16 protein-coding genes are annotated in these 18,155 nt (G+C 41.7%); 5 read left to right on the top strand and 11 right to left on the bottom strand.

Annotated features, from left to right (window positions below):
- Positions 1-35: 35 nt before the first annotated feature.
- Entirely contained in the window at positions 36-1,955 is a 1,920-nt protein-coding gene (gene dnaG / locus ACTHN6_RS10645; RefSeq protein ID WP_440435742.1) for a DNA primase, read from the bottom strand.
- 91 nt (positions 1,956-2,046) lie between these two features.
- On the opposite strand from dnaG, the gene ACTHN6_RS10640 reads away from it, so the two are divergent.
- Complete coding sequence (locus ACTHN6_RS10640) at positions 2,047-2,934, top strand: DUF6263 family protein (RefSeq protein WP_440435740.1); 888 nt, start codon at positions 2,047-2,049, stop codon at positions 2,932-2,934.
- Positions 2,935-3,013: 79 nt separating this feature from the next.
- Here the strand turns inward: ACTHN6_RS10640 and treA are convergent, their stop codons facing one another.
- Positions 3,014-4,522 carry an alpha,alpha-trehalase TreA gene (gene treA / locus ACTHN6_RS10635; protein WP_440435739.1) on the bottom strand — a complete coding sequence of 503 codons (1,509 nt, stop codon included), beginning with the start codon at positions 4,520-4,522 and terminating at the stop codon, positions 3,014-3,016.
- 142 nt (positions 4,523-4,664) lie between these two features.
- On the opposite strand from treA, the gene rpiA reads away from it, so the two are divergent.
- On the top strand, positions 4,665-5,348 hold the full coding sequence (gene rpiA, locus ACTHN6_RS10630) for a ribose-5-phosphate isomerase RpiA (RefSeq protein ID WP_440435738.1): 684 nt from the start codon (positions 4,665-4,667) through the stop codon (positions 5,346-5,348).
- On the opposite strand, the gene ACTHN6_RS10625 is transcribed toward rpiA, so the two are convergent.
- Positions 5,345-5,500 carry a DUF1328 domain-containing protein gene (locus ACTHN6_RS10625; protein WP_440435737.1) on the bottom strand — a complete coding sequence of 52 codons (156 nt, stop codon included), beginning with the start codon at positions 5,498-5,500 and terminating at the stop codon, positions 5,345-5,347. The genes rpiA and ACTHN6_RS10625 overlap by 4 nt on opposite strands.
- 106 nt (positions 5,501-5,606) lie before the next feature.
- On the opposite strand from ACTHN6_RS10625, the gene ACTHN6_RS10620 reads away from it, so the two are divergent.
- The 3 genes from ACTHN6_RS10620 (at position 5,607) to ACTHN6_RS10610 (ending at position 10,304) form a co-directional block, all read left to right on the top strand.
- Positions 5,607-7,226 (top strand): amidase, encoded by a 1,620-nt coding sequence (locus ACTHN6_RS10620; RefSeq protein ID WP_440435736.1) that lies wholly within the window; start codon positions 5,607-5,609, stop codon positions 7,224-7,226.
- A 180-nt stretch (positions 7,227-7,406) separates the two neighbouring features.
- The gene (locus ACTHN6_RS10615) at positions 7,407-9,836 is read left to right on the top strand and encodes an ABC transporter permease (RefSeq protein WP_440435735.1); all 2,430 of its coding nucleotides are present in this window, start codon (positions 7,407-7,409) and stop codon (positions 9,834-9,836) included.
- 147 nt (positions 9,837-9,983) lie between these two features.
- A complete protein-coding gene (locus tag ACTHN6_RS10610; RefSeq protein ID WP_440435734.1) occupies positions 9,984-10,304 on the top strand; it encodes a ferritin family protein in 321 nt (106 codons plus the stop codon).
- On the opposite strand, the gene ACTHN6_RS10605 is transcribed toward ACTHN6_RS10610, so the two are convergent.
- The 8 genes from ACTHN6_RS10605 to ftsH form a co-directional block, all read right to left on the bottom strand.
- Positions 10,305-11,270, bottom strand: a complete 966-nt coding sequence (locus tag ACTHN6_RS10605; RefSeq protein WP_440435733.1) for a polyprenyl synthetase family protein — start codon at positions 11,268-11,270, stop codon at positions 10,305-10,307.
- Between the two features lie 66 nt (positions 11,271-11,336).
- Positions 11,337-11,972, bottom strand: coding sequence for an endonuclease III domain-containing protein (locus ACTHN6_RS10600; protein ID WP_440435732.1), 636 nt, complete (start codon positions 11,970-11,972; stop codon positions 11,337-11,339).
- Positions 11,973-12,379: 407 nt separating this feature from the next.
- Entirely contained in the window at positions 12,380-13,222 is an 843-nt protein-coding gene (tsf, locus tag ACTHN6_RS10595) for a translation elongation factor Ts (RefSeq protein WP_440435731.1), read from the bottom strand.
- A gap of 116 nt (positions 13,223-13,338) precedes the next feature.
- A complete protein-coding gene (gene rpsB / locus ACTHN6_RS10590) occupies positions 13,339-14,235 on the bottom strand; it encodes a 30S ribosomal protein S2 (RefSeq protein ID WP_440435730.1) in 897 nt (298 codons plus the stop codon).
- Between the two features lie 110 nt (positions 14,236-14,345).
- Positions 14,346-14,735, bottom strand: coding sequence for a 30S ribosomal protein S9 (rpsI, locus tag ACTHN6_RS10585; RefSeq protein WP_090653619.1), 390 nt, complete (start codon positions 14,733-14,735; stop codon positions 14,346-14,348).
- Positions 14,736-14,792: 57 nt separating this feature from the next.
- Entirely contained in the window at positions 14,793-15,236 is a 444-nt protein-coding gene (gene rplM, locus ACTHN6_RS10580; protein ID WP_440435729.1) for a 50S ribosomal protein L13, read from the bottom strand.
- Positions 15,237-15,424: 188 nt separating this feature from the next.
- Positions 15,425-16,060, bottom strand: a complete 636-nt coding sequence (locus tag ACTHN6_RS10575; protein WP_440435728.1) for a LutC/YkgG family protein — start codon at positions 16,058-16,060, stop codon at positions 15,425-15,427.
- A gap of 33 nt (positions 16,061-16,093) precedes the next feature.
- Positions 16,094-18,155: ATP-dependent zinc metalloprotease FtsH (gene ftsH / locus ACTHN6_RS10570; RefSeq protein ID WP_440435727.1), on the bottom strand; the 2,062-nt coding region annotated here is incomplete at its 5' end.

Below are 18,155 nucleotides of genomic sequence, written 5' to 3'. Positions count from 1 at the left end.
AATTATTTATGTTGAAATAATCATGGAAGTAAAGATTATTTCAATATAACTGTACCAAGCTGTTGTGTAATTTCCCTTTCAATGCCCTTTAAATAACGGTGCACTTCCATTAATTGCCTTGTCTCATCCCAGTTGGTTGATTTTTCAATATCTTTTTGGTTCTGCTCAAACATTTTTTTAATCTTATGCAGCTTGAAATAACTCAGGCTCATGGCTACATCTTTACTGCTGTTGTCAACATTTGAAACCTGTATGTTCTCCAGCTTCTCATCCCAGCGCTGGCTTAATTCAAACGGAAATAAAGTTACGTTTACCACAAGGCTTCTTATCTTTTCTTCTTCATGGTACAACAATGTTTTAGCCGAAGGCTGCAAGCCCGTCTCATAATAATTTCGGAAAGTGTTATATAAATAAGCCATGTCGGGATTATCAAAACTGAATTGTTCAAGCTCTTTAAAAATATGTTCGGCTATGGTATGGACATCATCCCATTTGTTTAAACCATATTCAAGCAAAACACGCAGCACACTTTTTTCCTGCGCCTCATCAGGATGAAATAAGAGTGCTGTTTTATCTTCTTCAACAGTTGCAGTTTCTTCCAGGCCGGGAATAGATGCTGCCTGTTTCTTTTCTTCTTTGGCAACCTTGTCGTGAATAAATTTATTCACCAGGTTTATTAAACCGCTTTCATCAATCTTTAAAGCAGCGGCGCATTCATGTATATAAGCCTGCCTGCGTGTAAAATCTTCTGCGCGGTTAAGCTTGCTCAAGCTTTCAGCAACCTGGTTTACCGCTTCATTCTTTTTGGTTATATCATTGCCGGCTTCCTTCAGCAAAACATCTAACTGGAATAGAATAAAATCTTTTTTATTCTCAGCAATGAATTTTTGAAAAGCATCGGTACCAACTTTTTTTACGTAACTGTCAGGGTCTTCCTTATCCGGAATTAAAACAAGTTTTACGTTAAGGCCTTCTTCAAGCGCCATATCAAGACCGCGCATGGCCGCCTTCACACCCGCCGCATCGCCATCATAAATAATGGTAAGGTTATTGGTATATTTTTTAATGATGCGCAACTGGTCTGCCGTAAGCGATGTGCCGCCGCTGGCCACCACGTTGTCAATACCAGCCTGGTGCAGGCTGATAACATCGGTATAACCTTCAACCAGTAAACATTCATTGTTTTTATCGATGGAATGACGGGCAAAATAAGAGCCGTATAAAATTTTGCTCTTTATATAAATTTCATTCTCCGGTGTGTTGATATATTTTGGCGCCCTGTCTGCCTTGCCAATTACACGTGCACCAAAACCAATTATTTTCCCTGTATTATTATGAATAGGGAAGATGATGCGGCCGCGATAGTTGTCAAACAATTCTTCATTGCGTTCAACCAGCAAACCACTTTTCAGCAGCACTTCTTTATTGAATTGGTTTTGCAAAGCAGCCGTTGCAAATGCATTTCTTGCCTGCGGGTTATAGCCTAATTGAAATAGTTCAACTATCTTAACATCATAACCACGTTCTTCCAAATAAGTTAAGGCATGCGATTGCCCTTCTTCTGTGTGGAGCAATTGTTCGGTAAAGAACTTTTGTGCAAAATTGTTTAAGGCATGCAGGCTTTCGGCGGCCTGCTGAATGGTGCGGGTTTCATCGCTTACTTCTGTTTCCTGTATTTCTATGTTATAACGCTGCGCCAGCCATTTCAATGCCTCGGCATAAGAATATTTCTCATGCTCCATTAAAAAAGTGATGGTATTACCACTTTTGCCACAGCCGAAGCATTTATAAATTTCTTTTGACGGCGATACGGTAAATGATGGCGTTTTTTCATTGTGAAAAGGGCAGAGGCCGAGATAATTGGCGCCGCGTTTTTTCAGCTTCACAAATTCGCCCACCACATCAATTATATCAATGCGGTTTGTAATTTGTTCTATGGTTTGTGGTGCGATCATTGCCGTAAAAAATCAAAAATAACCATTCCCGTTTTGCTTTGAATCAAACAAAAAAAATTGGCTTAGTATTGCGGGTTAAAAATCAAAAAGAATGAAAAAAATATTTGCAGCGTTTGTTATAGTGGCATTATTTACGGCTGTTGATTCATCGGCGCAAAAACCTGTTGATCTTAAATTTAATTTAAAGAAAGGTGAAAATTATGCGTATGCTTCCACCATGGATATAGAAACAAAGGGGAATATGGGCGGCCAGGACGTGGACGTTAAAAATACAGTAGGCATATCTTATCTTTTTACCAATACGGGCGACAGCGCCGGCTGGAAAAAACTCAACTCCACCATAACAAGAATTCTTATGAATTTGAATGTAAGTGGAATGAGTATAAATTATGATTCTGATGAGCCGGCTGACAGCAGCGATATGGTTAGCGCAATGCTCGGCAAAATATTGGGCGCCATGAAAAACGGCCAGTTTATGTTTACCATAAATGAAAAAGGAGAGGTTGGGTCTGTAACCGGCTTTGAAGAAATGATGCAAAAGGTGACGAATGCTGCTTCCGGCGCAGGGCCCATGGCAAACATCAGTAATGCTTTTAGTGAAGACAATTTTAAACAGAACATACAGCAGTCGTTTGGCGGTTATCCCGGCAAACCTGTAAAACCAGGCGATACCTGGACGGCTGCTGTGAACACAGATGCCGGCGGAGCGCAGATGACATCGGAAAATACTTATACGCTTGAATCCGTGGAAGGAAACACGGCTATTGTAAAAGTTGATGCTAAGATTTCTTCACCTGTGGCAGATTCCACCGCCACTATTAACGGCACTTCCACCGGGAGTATAAAATACGATATTCCTTCCGGTCTTGCTATTGATGGTGATATGGATACCAACCTTGATATGAAAATAAACCAAGGCGGCCAGTCTATGCCAATGACTACGGATATTAAGATGAAGATTACCGGCAAGAAATCTTAAGCGGAAATAATCAGCACTCAATATTCAATATTCAATTTTTCAGTGATTATAATTGCATAGCGTATTGAATATTGAGTGTTTAACCATTATTCTCTTTTGTTAACCCATAGGTTTTTAAAATTTTCAACAGCACGCCATTCGTCCAGCCAAAGCCATCCTGCGATGGATATTCGCCACCACCTGCGGTAAGATGCGTATCTATTACGTTATATTTTTCCATCAGCTTGCCGGTGTTGCGGTAAACTTTTATATTCAGCATTGACCAGTTGTGTGCCAGCGTTGCTGCCAAATCTTTCTGGCCATAGTTATCCAGCCCTTTTATCGTAATCCATTGCAAAGGCGCCCATCCATTCGGCCAGTCCCATTGCTGTTCTGTATTGATAAGCGTGGTTACAACACCGCCATCTTTTAAAAAATCCTGCCGCACTATGGCTGCAGCTTTTTCAATATAATTTTCAGGTGGAATATTAAAAAAGAAAGGCGTAATGCCGGCAATTGTTTTCTGGTTATTTTGTTTGTTTTCACTGATGTTGTAATCATAATACCAACCATCCTTTTCATCATAGAAATATTGATTGATGACGGCTTTGCGTTGCGCTGCTTTTGCGGTAAAAGCTTCAGCTTCGTTTTCTTTTTTATGTAAGGCTGAAGCTTTGCTGATGGAAGATTCCAGATGATACAGCAGGCAGTTCAGGTCAACCGGGATAAGATTGGTTGTTTGAATGGTGCTGAATGTTTTACCATCTTTAAACCAGCGCCCGCTGAAATCCCAGCCGCTTTCACAGGCGGCGCGCAAATCGCGGATAAGCTGGCTGGCATCTGCATACTCATTTGATAAAGTAGAATCCTGCCGGTATGCTTCGGGGCGCGGGTTATCCAGTTGATCGTAATACCGGTTTAGCACAATGCCATTTTTTAATTGAACACAATGTTTGGTGGCGTGCGTTTTATCCATCCAGTAATCATATTCTTTCAGCATGGCCGGCAAATATTTTTTATAAACTTCATCACCCTTATGCGTTGCCAGCAATTCAATCATGCAGGAAAAATAGGGAGGCTGGGAACGGCTTAAAAAATAACTGCGGTTGCCGTTTGGAATGAAGCCAAATGTATGAATAAGATAAGCGAAGTTTTCAATCATGTCTTCAATAATATCCCACCGGTTGCTTTCTGCAAGACCAAGCATGGTAAAATAAGAATCCCAGTAAAACACTTCTCGAAACCTGCCGCCGGGAACAATGTAAGGATAAGGCAAAGGAATTAATGAACTGCCTTCAACGGGTTTATCTGCACTGCGTTGCAATACATTCCAAAGCTCTTCTATATGTTCAATCACGTTGTCTTTTATATCTGTACGATAACCCGCCGCGGCGGATAATGGAATGATAAAATTATCTGCTACAAATTTTTTAATGCTTTCAGCCGGGGGATTGGTTATTCTTAATTTTTCATAATCCGCTACAATCATTTCAGGCTCGCGGTTGGGAATGCAATCCACAAAAGTTTTATTGTCGGGAAAGATTTTTTTTAGCTGAACATCTTTAAAAAGATTTCCATATAAATCGTAGGGTGTTTGCATTAACAACATGTCCTTTATTTTTTATAAGATGGGAAGTTCATGGTTTTAAATCAAAACACAAGCCGAAATAAATTAACCTGGAAATGCTCAATATTTTATAAGCCTGATTTACATTTTTCGGTTGTTCCTGTTGCCTGTTTATCTTTACAGCATGCTTACACAAGATGAAATAAAACAACAGCTTGGTATTTATGCTGCAGATTTTATAAAGAATGATATGCTTATTGGCTTGGGTACAGGCACTACCGTATATTATCTTTTAAAAGAACTGGGAAAACGCAAACAACAGGGTTTAACTTTTACGGCCGTGTGTACATCACTTCAAACACAGGATATATTAAAAGCGGAAGACATGGATTTTATTTCGCTGGATGACGTTGACCGCTTGCAGCTTGCCATAGACGGCGCTGATGAAGTGGATAAAAACGGCAGCCTGATTAAAGGGGGAGGCGGCGCTTTACTGCAGGAAAAAATTGTGGAAGCAGCGGCAGATGAACTAATAATTATTGTGGATGAAAAAAAGAATGTGGAAATGCTCGGCGCTTTTCCATTACCGGTTGAGGTAATTACATTCGGCTGGAAACAGGTAAAGCAAAAAATTGAATCAACATATAATATAGAAACCCGGCTTAGAGAAAAAGATGGCAAGGTTTATTTAACCGATCACCGGCATTATATACTCGATTGTTTTTTTAATACAATCCCTAATCCCGAACAACTAAATACTGACCTTCATTTAATGCCCGGTGTTGTTGAAACCGGCTTGTTTGTTGGCATGGCCAATAAAATTATTACAGGCCATTCAGATGGCAGCATTACGGTAAGGAATATTTAAAACCTGCCCTTTATTAGTGATAAAATAAACAGGATTATAAAAATAAAAAACAGGATGCGTGCAATATCAGTGGCGCCTGCTGCAATATTGCCAAAGCCAAAAATGGCTGCAATAATGGCTATCACTAAAAAAATAACTGTCCAGCGTAGCATAGCATAAGGTTTTAAGTGAATAATAATTAGCCTATCTAAATATATACCAATATTTACAGGCTGCACCCGTTGCATTTCTGATTATCTTTATTGCCAAACGCAACCAATGCAGAGAAGAAATTTTTTAAAGCATACATCTGTAGCCGGGTTAGTATTTTCTCCTGTTTTTAAAACTTCCTCTTCTGTTGCTGTAGAAAAAAATACTCCGGAAAACAACATCGATGATTTTGAACTGGATGAAGCCACCATCGATATGCTGCAGCAAGCCATGCAGTCAGGAAAATATACATCACGAAGAATAACGGAGCTGTATTTAAAAAGAATTGAAGCCATTGATAAAAACGGACCAAAACTTAATGCTGTCATCGAAATTAATCCCGATGCATTAAAGATTGCCGGGGCTATGGATGCGGAACGCAAAGCCGGTAAAATACGCGGCCCGATGCACGGCATTCCCGTGTTGATAAAAGATAATATCAATACAGGCGATAAGATGATGACAACTGCCGGGGCGCTTGCTTTGCAGGGCAATTATGCTGCTAAAGATGCCTTCATCATTCAGCGATTAAGGGAATCGGGCGCAGTGCTGTTAGGCAAAACCAATTTGGGCGAATGGGCTAACTTTCGTTCAACACATTCGTCAAGCGGGTGGAGCAGCCGCGGCGGGCAAACGCGTTGCCCATATATTTTGGAAAGAAGCCCAAGTGGTTCAAGTTCCGGTTCGGGCGCCGCAGTGGCAGCTAATTTATGCGCAGTTGCCATTGGCACAGAAACGGATGGCTCCGTTGTTTCACCATCATCGGTTAACGGCCTCGTTGGCATAAAACCAACGGTGGGTTTATTAAGCAGGTCGGGCATTATTCCCATATCTGCAACACAGGATACAGCCGGGCCAATGGCAAGAACGGTAAAAGATGCAGCGATTTTATTAGGTGCATTAACCGGTATTGATGAAGAAGATGCTATAACTAAAAACAGTATAGGCAAAGCGCAAAAAGATTATACCGTTTACTTAAAAGAAGATGCTTTGAAAGATAAACGCATTGGCATTGAAAAAGCTTTTTTAGATGGTAACAAACAAGTGGTGGATATATATAAATCGGCTGTTGATATTTTGAAACAACAGGGCGCAGTTATTGTTGAAATAGAATTAAAGAAAGCTTTAAACGATTTGAACGATGCTGAATTCACCGTGCTGCAATATGAGTTTAAAGACGGCGTGAATAAATACCTTTCCTCCGCCAATGCAAAAATAAAAACGCTGAAGGAGGTAATTGATTTCAATAAGCATAACGAAGCTGCGGCTATGCCATTTTTTAAGCAGGAAATATTGGAAATGTGTGAAGCAAAAGGTGATTTGAATTCGGGTGAATATAAAGAAGCTTTATACAAGAACCTGTCATCAAGATTAATTATTAATAATATGCTAAGCGAACATAAGCTCGATGCTATTTGCGGTGTTACCAACGGTTTATCGTGGTGCATTGATTTGATTAATGGTGATTATGATGTAGGTTTTTTTTATTCAACACCGGCGGCCATAAGCGGCTACCCGCATATAACGGTGCCCATGGGACTCGTGCATCATTTGCCAATTGGATTGTCGTTCATAGGCGGCGCTTATACCGAGCCGCAACTTATTTCAATGGCGTATAGCTTTGAACAGGTCACCAAAAAAAGAATAGCGCCAACGTTTATTGCCAACAGTATTTCCATGCAGGCGTAACAAACTTTATTGTTCGCTTTGCCAACATAAACTGTACGAAACCGTACAGTTTTTTTATTTAAATGTTTTCAAACAGTTGGTTTTGAATATGTTTTTACAATGGTACAACGGTTGAAATAAAACAGCCTTGTGTGATCGGGTAACCAGAAAATAATTTGTCAGAATCAGAAATAGAAATTTATGTTTAAAAATTATCTGCTTCTTGCCTTGCGGAATATGCGCAAAAACAAGCTGCATACTTTTATTAATATTGGCGGAATGACAGTGGCTTTTGGCTGCAGCATTTTTATACTGCTCATGGTACATTATCATTTTTCGTTTGATAAATTCCAGGAGAATGAAAACAACATCTTTAAATTATACAATTATACTATCGGCCCCAATGGTGAAGAGTTTGGAACCAGTATGCCTTACCCCATAACGCCTGCACTAAAGCAGGAAAATATCGGTATAATAAAAGCCACCCGTATAAAGAACGGCGGCAAGCTGGTACGTTATAAAGACAAGATGCTTGACATGAGTACCAGGTTGGTGGATGATGATTTCTTCAGCATGTTTAGTTTCCCGGCGGTGAAAGGCGCGCAGGTTAACCCTTTAAGTGATGTGAGCAAGGCCGTATTGTCCGAAGATGCCGCAGGTAAATTGTTTGGCAAAGAAGACCCCGTTGGCAAAACGGTTGAAGCAAAGATTGGCGGCAACTGGTACAACCTTACTGTTTCTGCAGTTGTAAAGGATTTTCCTACCGCATCAACCATAAAATTTTCTTTGCTGGCCAGGTCGGAAATAGACCCTGAATATGCAGCCGATAAAAATAACTGGGATAATCAAAGCCATGATGTATATGTGCAGATTGCCGGCAACACCACGCAGCAGCAGGTAGAAGCAAGGTTGAGAAGTTTCTTAAATAAATACCGGCCGGTCGATGCAGCGGATATGAAAAGGAATGGTTACAAACCTGATAATAGCGGTGATTACCGGAGCCTTCACCTGGCGCCTTTATCGCAAATACATTTTATGCCGGCCATTAGCAATTCAAGTGCGGTTAATAAATCGTTTTTATACATATTAATTCTGATAAGCTGCGTCATTATTTTAATAGCCTCTTTCAATTTTGTAAACCTGAATGTTGGCCTTTCTTTTACGCGCACTAAAGAAATCGGCATTAGAAAATGTCTTGGTGCCGGCAAGCGCGAAGTGTGGCTGCAGGTATGGGGCGAAAGCTTTTTAATGATAGCTATTTCCATGCTTTTAGGCGTGGGCCTTGTAATACTGCTGATACGCAATTTCAGCGCAACATTTGATAATGTTTTACAGCCCGGCATGCTGTTAAGCCCGGTTATTATTTCCATACTTTCTGTGCTTGTTATAGTAGTGTCGTTTATTGCATCAGGTTATCCTTCAGCCATTATGGCTAAATTAAAAACGGTAGAAGTTTTAAAGGGAAAGATAACTGTGAAGCGGCCCGGGGCATTGCGCAACGCATTAATCGTTACACAATTTGTTATTGCAATCGTACTTATTTGCAGTACCATCATTATTTTCCAGCAGTTTAATCACCTGCGTACGGCGCCGCTGGGTTACAATACCACATCCATTATAAGCATTCCTTTAAAGAGAGAGGAGAAAGGAAAAGATATAACAGCCAAAATGCGTTTATTGCTGGCATCACAATCATCCGTAATAGCCGTAAGCGGCGCCAGTTCCAATATTGGAGTAGGGGAAGATGGAAGCACTTCCACATCTGTAACCTGTTTCAGTTATGGCGACAAAACCATATGCGGGCAGGTGTTGGATGGTGATTATGATTTCCTTAAGACACTCGGTATAAAACCTGTTGCAGGCCGCGATTTTTCCACGCAGTATGCGGCTGATACTTCATCGCTTTCCGTTATTGCAACAGAAAGTTATATAGCACAGTTTGGTGAAAAGAATGTGGCGGGGTTTTCTTTTTATATGGATGGTGATAGCAGTAACCCTAAAATGCATGTGGTTGGCATAATCCCGGATTTCAGGATTAAATCAATCAACCAACAGCAGCGTCCACTTATCATACACCTAAATAACGATAAAACCATTGATTATGCCTGGGTAAGGGTAAACACCGGCAACCCTATGGCAACAATGGACCTGGTTAAGAAAGCTTACGCGCAGGCGGAGCCCGGTGCTGAATTCAAGGGCTCTTATGTAAATGAAAACGTTGACCGCATGTATAAAGATGAACGTATAATGGCCAACCTGTTTTCGTCTGCCGCTATTATCGCTATCATACTTTCCTGCATGGGTTTGTTTGGCATTGCTTCTATTATTATACGCCAGCGTGTAAAAGAAATTGGTGTGAGAAAAGTATTGGGTGCCTCTGTAAGCGGCATTATTACATTGGTGAGCAAAGAGTTTTTGAAACCGGTAATCATTGCATTTTTAATAGCTGCACCACTGTCGTGGTGGATGATGCATACATGGCTGCAAAACTATGCTTACCGCATTAAGGTTGAATGGTGGGTATTTGCCATTGCAGGCTTTGCTGCTTTATTGATTACGATGATAACCGTGAGTTTTCAATCTATCAAAGCTGCGCTGGCTAACCCGGTTAAAAGTTTAAGAACGGAATAATTTTGTTTGAACAGGTATTGGGGAGATTGTTGAATAAAAGAAAACATCGCCAAAAGCCCTAAAGTTTTACTGTAAACTTCAGGGCTTTTTTGCAAGGCACAGTGTTTGTTTGAAAGAATACATTCCTAATTTAAAATATTATGAATAATGGGTTTTGATCAATACCATGAACCGGCAAATGAATTGCCTGAAGAAACAAGAACCTTTGCACGCATGATAGCCTCGCTGGCCGAAGAAGCCGAAGCCATTAACTGGTATGAGCAACGCATTGCAGTTGAAAAAAATCCGGTAGCAAAAGCTATTATGAAAGATGCGCAGAAAGAAGAATTCAAGCATTTTGGAATGGACCTTGAATTTTTACTGCGCATGAAGCCCGTTTGGAAAGAAATCCTGCAGGGCATTCTTTTTAAGGAAGGCAGTATTGTAGAGCATGCGGACGATGCCGAAGATAAGGCGCCCGACCAGTAGTTAATAATCGCGTTGTATAAGAAACTCCGCTATTTCAAGTAAAGGTTTTTTTCGTGACGACAGCACCGCAATTTCTTCCAGATGAAAAAGCGCTTTATCAAAATATTGCTGTTTTAATTGTTTCGCCCAGTCATCTGCATTGCAATCGCGGAATATTTTTAAAACGCGCTGCACTTTATCTTCAGCATCATTATTCAGTAAATCGGTTAGTTCTTTTTGCCGGCTGCCGGTTGCCGTTTGCAAAGCATGAATAAGCAGGAAGGTTTTTTTGTTTTGTTTAATATCGCCGCCGGCAGCTTTACCAAACTTTTCCGGATCGCCAAATGCATCAAGATAATCATCCTGCACCTGGAAGGCTATACCGAGATTTTTTCCAAACTCATACAAATGATTGCAGTTGCCTTCCCCCGCGCCGCCTATAATAGCGCCCATCTGCAGGCTGGCCGCAAGCAGTACTGAAGTTTTCAGTTCAATCATCTTTATATAATCTTCCAGCGAAACGGTTGTAAGTTTTTCAAAATCCATATCAAGCTGCTGGCCTTCGCAAACTTCCTTTGCCGTTTTGCTAAACAGGCTGATAATAGGTTTTATATAACCGCTGCTAATTTTATTCAGGTATTCATACGCCACCACCAACATCACATCGCCGGCAAGCAAAGCCGTGCTGGAACCGTATTTGTTATGCACGGTTTCAAAGCCGCGGCGCAGCGGCGCTGCATCCATTATATCATCATGAATTAAAGTAAAATTGTGAAAGAGCTCCACAGCCGTTGCCACCTGCCAGGCATCTTCATGAATTTCATCAAACAATTCATTGCCCATTAAACACATAACCGGGCGAATGCGTTTGCCGCCAAGCCCGAGAAAATAATCGTTGGCAGCGTATAAAGATTCGGGCTGTTTGGGAAAATGCGGTTGGCGGAAGCGTTGTGCAAAAGCCGCAGATAATTCTTTAAATGAAAACATGGGCGAATTAAGAATGAAAAATCCAAAAAGAAAAATTTGTGTTTTTAGGCCGGCTTGCAAATATTATCAGCCTGCCTGCTTCACCACTTCGTTATAATAACGGCAAACGGATTTCATTAAGCAGATTTCGCATTTTGGTGTGGGCCTGCATATTTCCCTTCCGAGGAATGACATGGCCATGCCCGCATCCCATTCAGATTTTGGCAAAACATCCATCATTTGCTTTTCTATTTTTTTAGGATCGGCACCAGTGGCAATGCCCAACCTCGGCGCCACACGCACCGTATGCAGGTCAACCATAATGCCTTCAGCGGGCTTGCCGCTTTCACGAAGAATAACATTGGCTGACTTTCTTCCAATACCGGGCAGTGCCGTTAATGCATCCAGGTTATAGGGAATATTTTCATCGGCTTTAATAGTGTCCGCAATCTGCAAAAGCCATTGCGCCTTTTTTTCACTGTTGCGCACACCCTTAATAAAATGCTGCAAATCATCTGCGGTGGCTTTTGATAAAGCCGTCATATTTGGATAAGCCTCAAACAGGGGCGGTGCAATTTTATTGATGTGTTTATCTGAATCCTGCGCCGATAAAATAACCATCACAATTAGCTGGTAAGTGGTTTTGTAGTCGAGCGGGTGTTTTTCATTTTTATATTTTTTCAAAAGCGGTTTAACGGCCTCCGGCCAGTTGATATTTCCCATAAAGTTATTTTTATAAAGCTAATAAGGTTTTGATTGGACAATTATGCAAACATATGGAGTTTGCGCTATAGCCGGAAAAGGATCGAAAGGATCAGGAAAAGGATTGGAATGATTGAAAAAAGGATTAAAGCAATCGAAAAAAGGATTGAAATAATTGGAAAAAGGATTAAAAGTATTAGGAAAAGGATTGAAATGATCGAAAAAAGGGTACGTTTTCCCGGTTTCAGGGTATAATTATTGAATAAAGGTACGATTAATCAATAGAAAGGTATGTTTTTAGAGAAAAAGGGTATAAATGAAGGCTTTTAAGGTTGAAAAATTCGCTAAAAAAGTATGAAAACCTAACTAAAAAAGGGAACGATCAATCGTTCCCTTTTTTTAAAATGTAGTATTGCAACTTTTTAAGCTTAGCCTAATGCAACACGCTTAAACTCTATTACTTTAAGGTCTTTATCTGTTTCTTTCAGGTAATCTTCAACTGATTTGCCGGCATCTTTCACAAAAGCCTGGGCCAGTAAAGTTTGCTCTTTAAAGAAAGCATTCAATTTGCCCTGGGCTATTTTAGAAAGCATATCATCTGTTTTACCAGCCATTTTAGGATCCTGTTTCATTTGATCAATCGCAATATTCCTTTCACGTTCTATTGTTTCGGCAGGAACAGAGCTTTGATCAACCGCTACCGGGTTCATGGCAGCAATCTGCATGGCCACATCTTTGCCTGCTTCGGCAGCTTCTTTATTCAGGCCAACTAAAACGCCCATGCGGTAAGCACCGTGTATGTAAGAAGCCACAAAAGGGGCGTCCACACGCTCGAATTTTGTGATACCTATTTTTTCACCGATAGAAGCCAGCTTGTCATTCACTAAATCTGCAACCGTTGCTTCACCGGCTTTTGTTGCGTTTAATTCTTCCAGGCTTTTTACATTGTTATTGATTGCTGCATCTGCAATGCTTTGTGCAAAGGCAACAAAGTCTGCATTTTTGGAAACGAAATCTGTTTCGCAGCTTACGCAAACGATGATACCTGTTTTATTATCATCGGTGGTTTTCGCAATCACAACGCCTTCTTTTGCTTCACGGTCGCTGCGTTTTGCAGCCACTTTCTGGCCTTGCTTGCGCAGCCAGTCGATGGCTGCTTCAAAATCACCGTTTGTTTCTGTTAAGGCTTTGCGGCAATCCATCATACCGGCGCCGGTTGCCTGGCGCAGCTTATTAATTTCTGCTGCTGATATTGTTACTGTAGTACTCATTGTGCCCTCCTTCCTCCCTAAAGGGAGGTAATAAAAGTCTCTAATAAATTAGAGCGTGTTGAAATATATTTATGAACAGTAGCGGTTTACCTTGCTCCCTTTTATGGGATGGGGGATTATCTTCCTCCGCCACCGGGTGCAGGCCTGCGACCACCACTTGGTACACGGCGTTTAGTTGGGCCGCCACCTCTTTGCCTGTCTCCACCACCTTCACCACGACGGCGACCGCCTTCAGATTCGGCTTCAGCCTGTAAACGGGCGGCTTTCTTTTCAGCTTCGTTATCCACTTCTTCAGTTGCAGACTCGTCATCTTTTGCTGCCTGGCGTTCTGCCAAACCTTCGGCAATGGCAGCCGTTACATAGTTGGTGATGATAGCGATTGATTTAGTGGCATCATCATTCGCAGGAATCGGGAAATCAATTTTATTGGGATCGGAGTTGGTATCTACCATTCCAAAAGTTGTAATGCCCAGGCGTTTTGCTTCAGCCAAAGCGATGTGCTCGTGGCCAATATCAACAATGAATAAAGCTGCGGGCAAACGGCCAAGCTGTGCAATACCGCCCAATACTTTTTCCATCTTGTCTTTATCGCGGGTTAAAGTAAGGCGTTCCTTTTTTGTAAGGCTTTCTGCGCTGCCGTCAGCAAGCATTTTTTCAATGCTCTGCATTTTCTTAACGCTTTTACGCACGGTGTTGAAGTTGGTGAGCATGCCGCCCAGCCAACGTTCTGTTGCAAAAGGCATGTTTACGCGGCGTGCACATTCGCTAACGATTTCCTTAGCCTGTTTCTTAGTAGCCACGAACATTATTTTTTTGCCGCTTTTAGCAATTTGCTTTAACGCGGCAGAAGCCTCCTGTAAGGAATCAACCGTTTTGTTGAGGTCAATAATGTGAATGCCTTTCTTTTCAGCAAAAATGTAAGGCAACATTTTTGGATTCCACTTCTTACGCAGGTGGCCAAAGTGCACACCGGCTTCGAGTAATTGCTGTTGTAACGAAGTGTTTTGTTCCATTGTTATTCTTAGCTTTTGGCTATTAGCTATTAGCTATTAGCTTGTGTTTGAGATATAGTTGTTTTATATGCCGGCTAACAGCCAATGGCTAATAGCTAACGGCTTTGGTATTAACGTTTAGAGAACTGGTAGCTGCGTCTTGCTTTCTTATGACCGAACTTCTTACGCTCAACACCACGGGGGTCACGTTTTAAATGACCTGCAGCTTTTAAAGCCGGGCGGTATTCAGGATTGATTTCCAGTAAAACGCGGGCAATGCCCAGTTTAGCTGCTTCTGCCTGGCCTTTTACGCCACCGCCGCTTGCATTGATAACCACATCAAATTTATCAAGTGATTCGATGGTTTTTAAAGGCGCTTCCACCTGGTTTTGCAGGTATGGTAAAGCGAAATATTCTTTATAGTTTTTGTCGTTTACCGTAATATTACCAGTGCCTTTTGAAATAAAAACGCGGGTAACGGCTTCTTTACGGCGGCCTACGGCATTTTTTTGTTTTTCCATTTTTTATAAGCTTTCAGCTTTCAGCCATCAGCCATCAGCTAACGGCCAACAGCTTATTTAGAATTTAAACTCTTTTGGTTGCTGTGCAGTGTGCGGATGTTCAGCGCCAGCATACACAAATAATTTTTTATACATCTTTCTGCCCAAACGATTTTTTGGCAGCATGCCCTTTACAGCGCGTTCAATAACGGCTTCGGGCCTGCGTTTTAAAAGGTCTTTTGCACTTTCTTCCCTTAAACCTCCGGGGTAGCCGCTGAAGTTCTGGTAAACTTTATCTTCCAGCTTGTTGCCGGTAAATCTTACCTTATCTGCATTGGTTACAATTACGAAATCGCCACAATCAACGTGGGGCGTGTAGTAGGCTTTATTCTTGCCACGCAATACTGTTGCGATCTTAGAACACATGCGGCCTACGGTTTGATTGGTGCCGTCAACAACGTACCAGTTACGCTGTACGGTAGCCTCGTTCGCATGCTTTGTTGTGAAATGTAGTTTGCTCATTTATTTGTTTTTTGTTGCCCGCCATCCCGGGCTAGATTTTTTGGAGCGCGAAGATGCGTAAAATTGACAGTATAAAAAACAAAAAGAGTGTTTATTTTTTAATGCAGGCTTGTAATATGTTGATTTTCAGTAAAAATTTTGAACTGAAATTTAGCTATACTTGTAATTAGTTTGAAAAATGCCTGGTTTTACCTGCTTTCTACCAGAAAACAAAACACTTCTTTCGGGCCGTGCACACCGGTCACCAGCGTTTTTTCTATATCTGCCGTGCGGCTTGGGCCGGAGGCGAAAGTGATAAGTGAAGGTGTGCCGGAAGGATATTTTTTCTTTACTAATTCAAAGCCATCTTTTAAATCAAATACAAGCTGGCTGGTATAAGCGATACAGATGTGAACAGGTGCATAAACGCTGGATGTTCTGCCGGTTTGCGCACTGCTTAAAAGCATGCTGCCTGTTCTGGCAATTAAACATTCGCAGCTTGTTATGGATGCATCGCAATCTGCCAGGTTAATGCCGGAAGCTAAGTCCAGATGCTGGCGGGTGAATAATTCCCTGATACTTTGTTCGTTCACAAAAAGCTTTGTCCATTGCCTTGTGCCAAATAATGTTTGTAATTGCTGAACAAGTTCTGCTTCATCGGCACAAAAAGAAAAACGGCCTTGCAGGGCGGCAAAGTTTTCAGCAAACTGCAGTTCAAGTTCGCCCTTATTGATAAAGAAAGCCTGGTTTTTGGAGGTTTCCTCAAAAGGCAAAGGCACCGGTTTTGCCAGTGCCTGCTTTATTTTTTTTAAAATATTTTCCCTGGAGGATGATGCTGTTTTCACGTACATCAAAATTTATACCTGTGAATTCGAGGATCAGGAAGTTGCCTGTTTGGGCGCCGGCTGCGTAATGCTGGGATCGTAAGGCGGTACGCCGGCACTTATTGCGCCCTGGGGATGTTCATTCAACTCTTCCTCTTTTTCTTCTTCTTTATGTTCGCCAAATGGCCGTTTGCCTATCAGTGTTTCCACATCGCTCTGGAATAAAACTTCTTTTACCAGTAATTCTTTTGCAAGAGTTTCCACTTCGTGCTTTCTTTCAGTAAGCAGTGCTTTTGTTTTTGCATAAGCGGTTTCAATCAGTTTCCTCACTTCTTCATCAATCATTTCCCCGGTTTTTTCACTGTAGGGCTTGGTGAAAGAATTATCCGCTGCAGGGTCGTAAAAACTTATGTTACCCACTTTTTCATTCATGCCATAAACGGTTATCATGGCATAAGCGGTTTTAGTTATCTGCTGTAGGTCGTTTGATGCGCCGGTAGAAATCTTTCCGAAGAAAATTTCTTCGGATGCCCTTCCGCCAAGCGTCATACAAAGCTGGTCCATTAACTGGTCGGTATTATATAAATATTGTTCCTTGGGTGTGTATTGCGCATAACCCAATGCAGCCGTACCGCGGGGAACGATGGTAACTTTTAATAAAGGATAAGCATGTTCCAAAAACCATCCGCAAATAGCGTGGCCCGCTTCGTGGTAAGCAATGATCTCTTTTTCTTCGGGCGAAATAATCTTATTCTTCTTTTCCAGCCCGCCGATAACCCTGTCAATCGCATCCTGGAAATCGCTCATCTCCACCATTTCCTTGCCTTTGCGGGCAGCAATTAACGCGGCTTCATTGCACACATTGGCAATATCAGCGCCGGCAAAGCCAGGCGTTTGTTCTGCCAGTTTGAAGATATTGAGTGTCTGAGAAACTTTGATCGGTTTTAAATGCACACGGAATATATCTTCCCTGCCTTTTACATCGGGGCGGTCAATTGAAATCTGGCGGTCGAAACGGCCGGGGCGCAACAGTGCAGTGTCCAATACATCCGGGCGGTTGGTTGCAGCCAGGATGATAATCCCGCTTTCGCCACTGAAACCATCCATTTCCACCAATAACTGGTTCAATGTATTTTCTCTTTCATCGTTGCTCACGATTGCATTTCTGCCACGGGCACGGCCAATGGCGTCTATTTCATCTATAAATATAATACAAGGCGCTTTTTCTCTTGCCTGTTTGAAAAGGTCACGTACGCGGCTGGCGCCCACACCCACAAACAGCTCAACAAAATCTGAACCGCTCATACTGAAAAACGGTACTTGTGCCTCTCCGGCCATTGCTTTGGCCAACAATGTTTTACCGGTTCCGGGAGGGCCAATAAGCAAAGCGCCTTTTGGAATTTTACCGCCAAGCGCCGTATATTTTTTGGGATTTTTAAGGAAATCAACAATTTCCATTACTTCCACCTTAGCTTCATCCAGACCGGCCACATCGGTAAAAGTTATATTTACTTTGGCGCCTTTATCAAACAACTGGGCTTTTGATTTGCCAATATTGAAGATGCCGCCGGGACCGCCGGAACCGCCACCGCCGCCAACTTTGCGCATCAGCAAAACCCATAACCCCACGAAAAGCAAAACAGAGATAATGGTATTGGCAAAAGGACCGAACCATTCGCCTTCATCATATACGTTTTCCGGAACTTCGGGAATATTATTGTCTTTATAAAATTGTGCGAGGCTGCGGTTAAAACTTTCCCAATCACTTACCCTGAATTCAAATAAAGGTGTTGCGGACGGGTCTTTTGTAAGCGGTTGCTTAAACTGTGATTTATAATATTCTTTGCTGAGGCTTTCAGATTTAATATAAACGCGAACAAGTTCTTTGTTCCTCACCTTATCAATTTTTGAAACATCGCCATCTTTCAGCATTTTTTCTTTAAAATCCTGTTCGGTGGTAGTGAGTATATCGGGGCTGTTAAACTTAAATACATTTACAGCAATAAGCGTTATTGCCACGATTGCATAAATCCAATATATACTGAAACGCGGGCCACGACGCGGCGATTTATCTCCATTCCCTTTGTCGAAAAGATCCGGTTTATTCTTGTTGTTA

This window comes from Parafilimonas sp., from assembly GCF_051953455.1.
GTDB lineage: Bacteria > Bacteroidota > Bacteroidia > Chitinophagales > Chitinophagaceae > Parafilimonas.
Note: the sequence above shows the minus strand (reverse complement) of the source record. Positions and strands in the feature narration are given on the sequence as shown.

Coding starts and splice junctions, on each gene's coding strand:
- dnaG (WP_440435742.1), bottom strand. CDS start 1,955: ATGATCGCACCACAAACCATAGAACAAATTACAAACCGCATTGATATA.
- ACTHN6_RS10640 (WP_440435740.1), top strand. CDS start 2,047: ATGAAAAAAATATTTGCAGCGTTTGTTATAGTGGCATTATTTACGGCT.
- treA (WP_440435739.1), bottom strand. CDS start 4,522: ATGTTGTTAATGCAAACACCCTACGATTTATATGGAAATCTTTTTAAA.
- rpiA (WP_440435738.1), top strand. CDS start 4,665: ATGCTTACACAAGATGAAATAAAACAACAGCTTGGTATTTATGCTGCA.
- ACTHN6_RS10625 (WP_440435737.1), bottom strand. CDS start 5,500: ATGCTACGCTGGACAGTTATTTTTTTAGTGATAGCCATTATTGCAGCC.
- ACTHN6_RS10620 (WP_440435736.1), top strand. CDS start 5,607: ATGCAGAGAAGAAATTTTTTAAAGCATACATCTGTAGCCGGGTTAGTA.
- ACTHN6_RS10615 (WP_440435735.1), top strand. CDS start 7,407: ATGTTTAAAAATTATCTGCTTCTTGCCTTGCGGAATATGCGCAAAAAC.
- ACTHN6_RS10610 (WP_440435734.1), top strand. CDS start 9,984: ATGGGTTTTGATCAATACCATGAACCGGCAAATGAATTGCCTGAAGAA.
- ACTHN6_RS10605 (WP_440435733.1), bottom strand. CDS start 11,270: ATGTTTTCATTTAAAGAATTATCTGCGGCTTTTGCACAACGCTTCCGC.
- ACTHN6_RS10600 (WP_440435732.1), bottom strand. CDS start 11,972: ATGGGAAATATCAACTGGCCGGAGGCCGTTAAACCGCTTTTGAAAAAA.
- tsf (WP_440435731.1), bottom strand. CDS start 13,222: ATGAGTACTACAGTAACAATATCAGCAGCAGAAATTAATAAGCTGCGC.
- rpsB (WP_440435730.1), bottom strand. CDS start 14,235: ATGGAACAAAACACTTCGTTACAACAGCAATTACTCGAAGCCGGTGTG.
- rpsI (WP_090653619.1), bottom strand. CDS start 14,735: ATGGAAAAACAAAAAAATGCCGTAGGCCGCCGTAAAGAAGCCGTTACC.
- rplM (WP_440435729.1), bottom strand. CDS start 15,236: ATGAGCAAACTACATTTCACAACAAAGCATGCGAACGAGGCTACCGTA.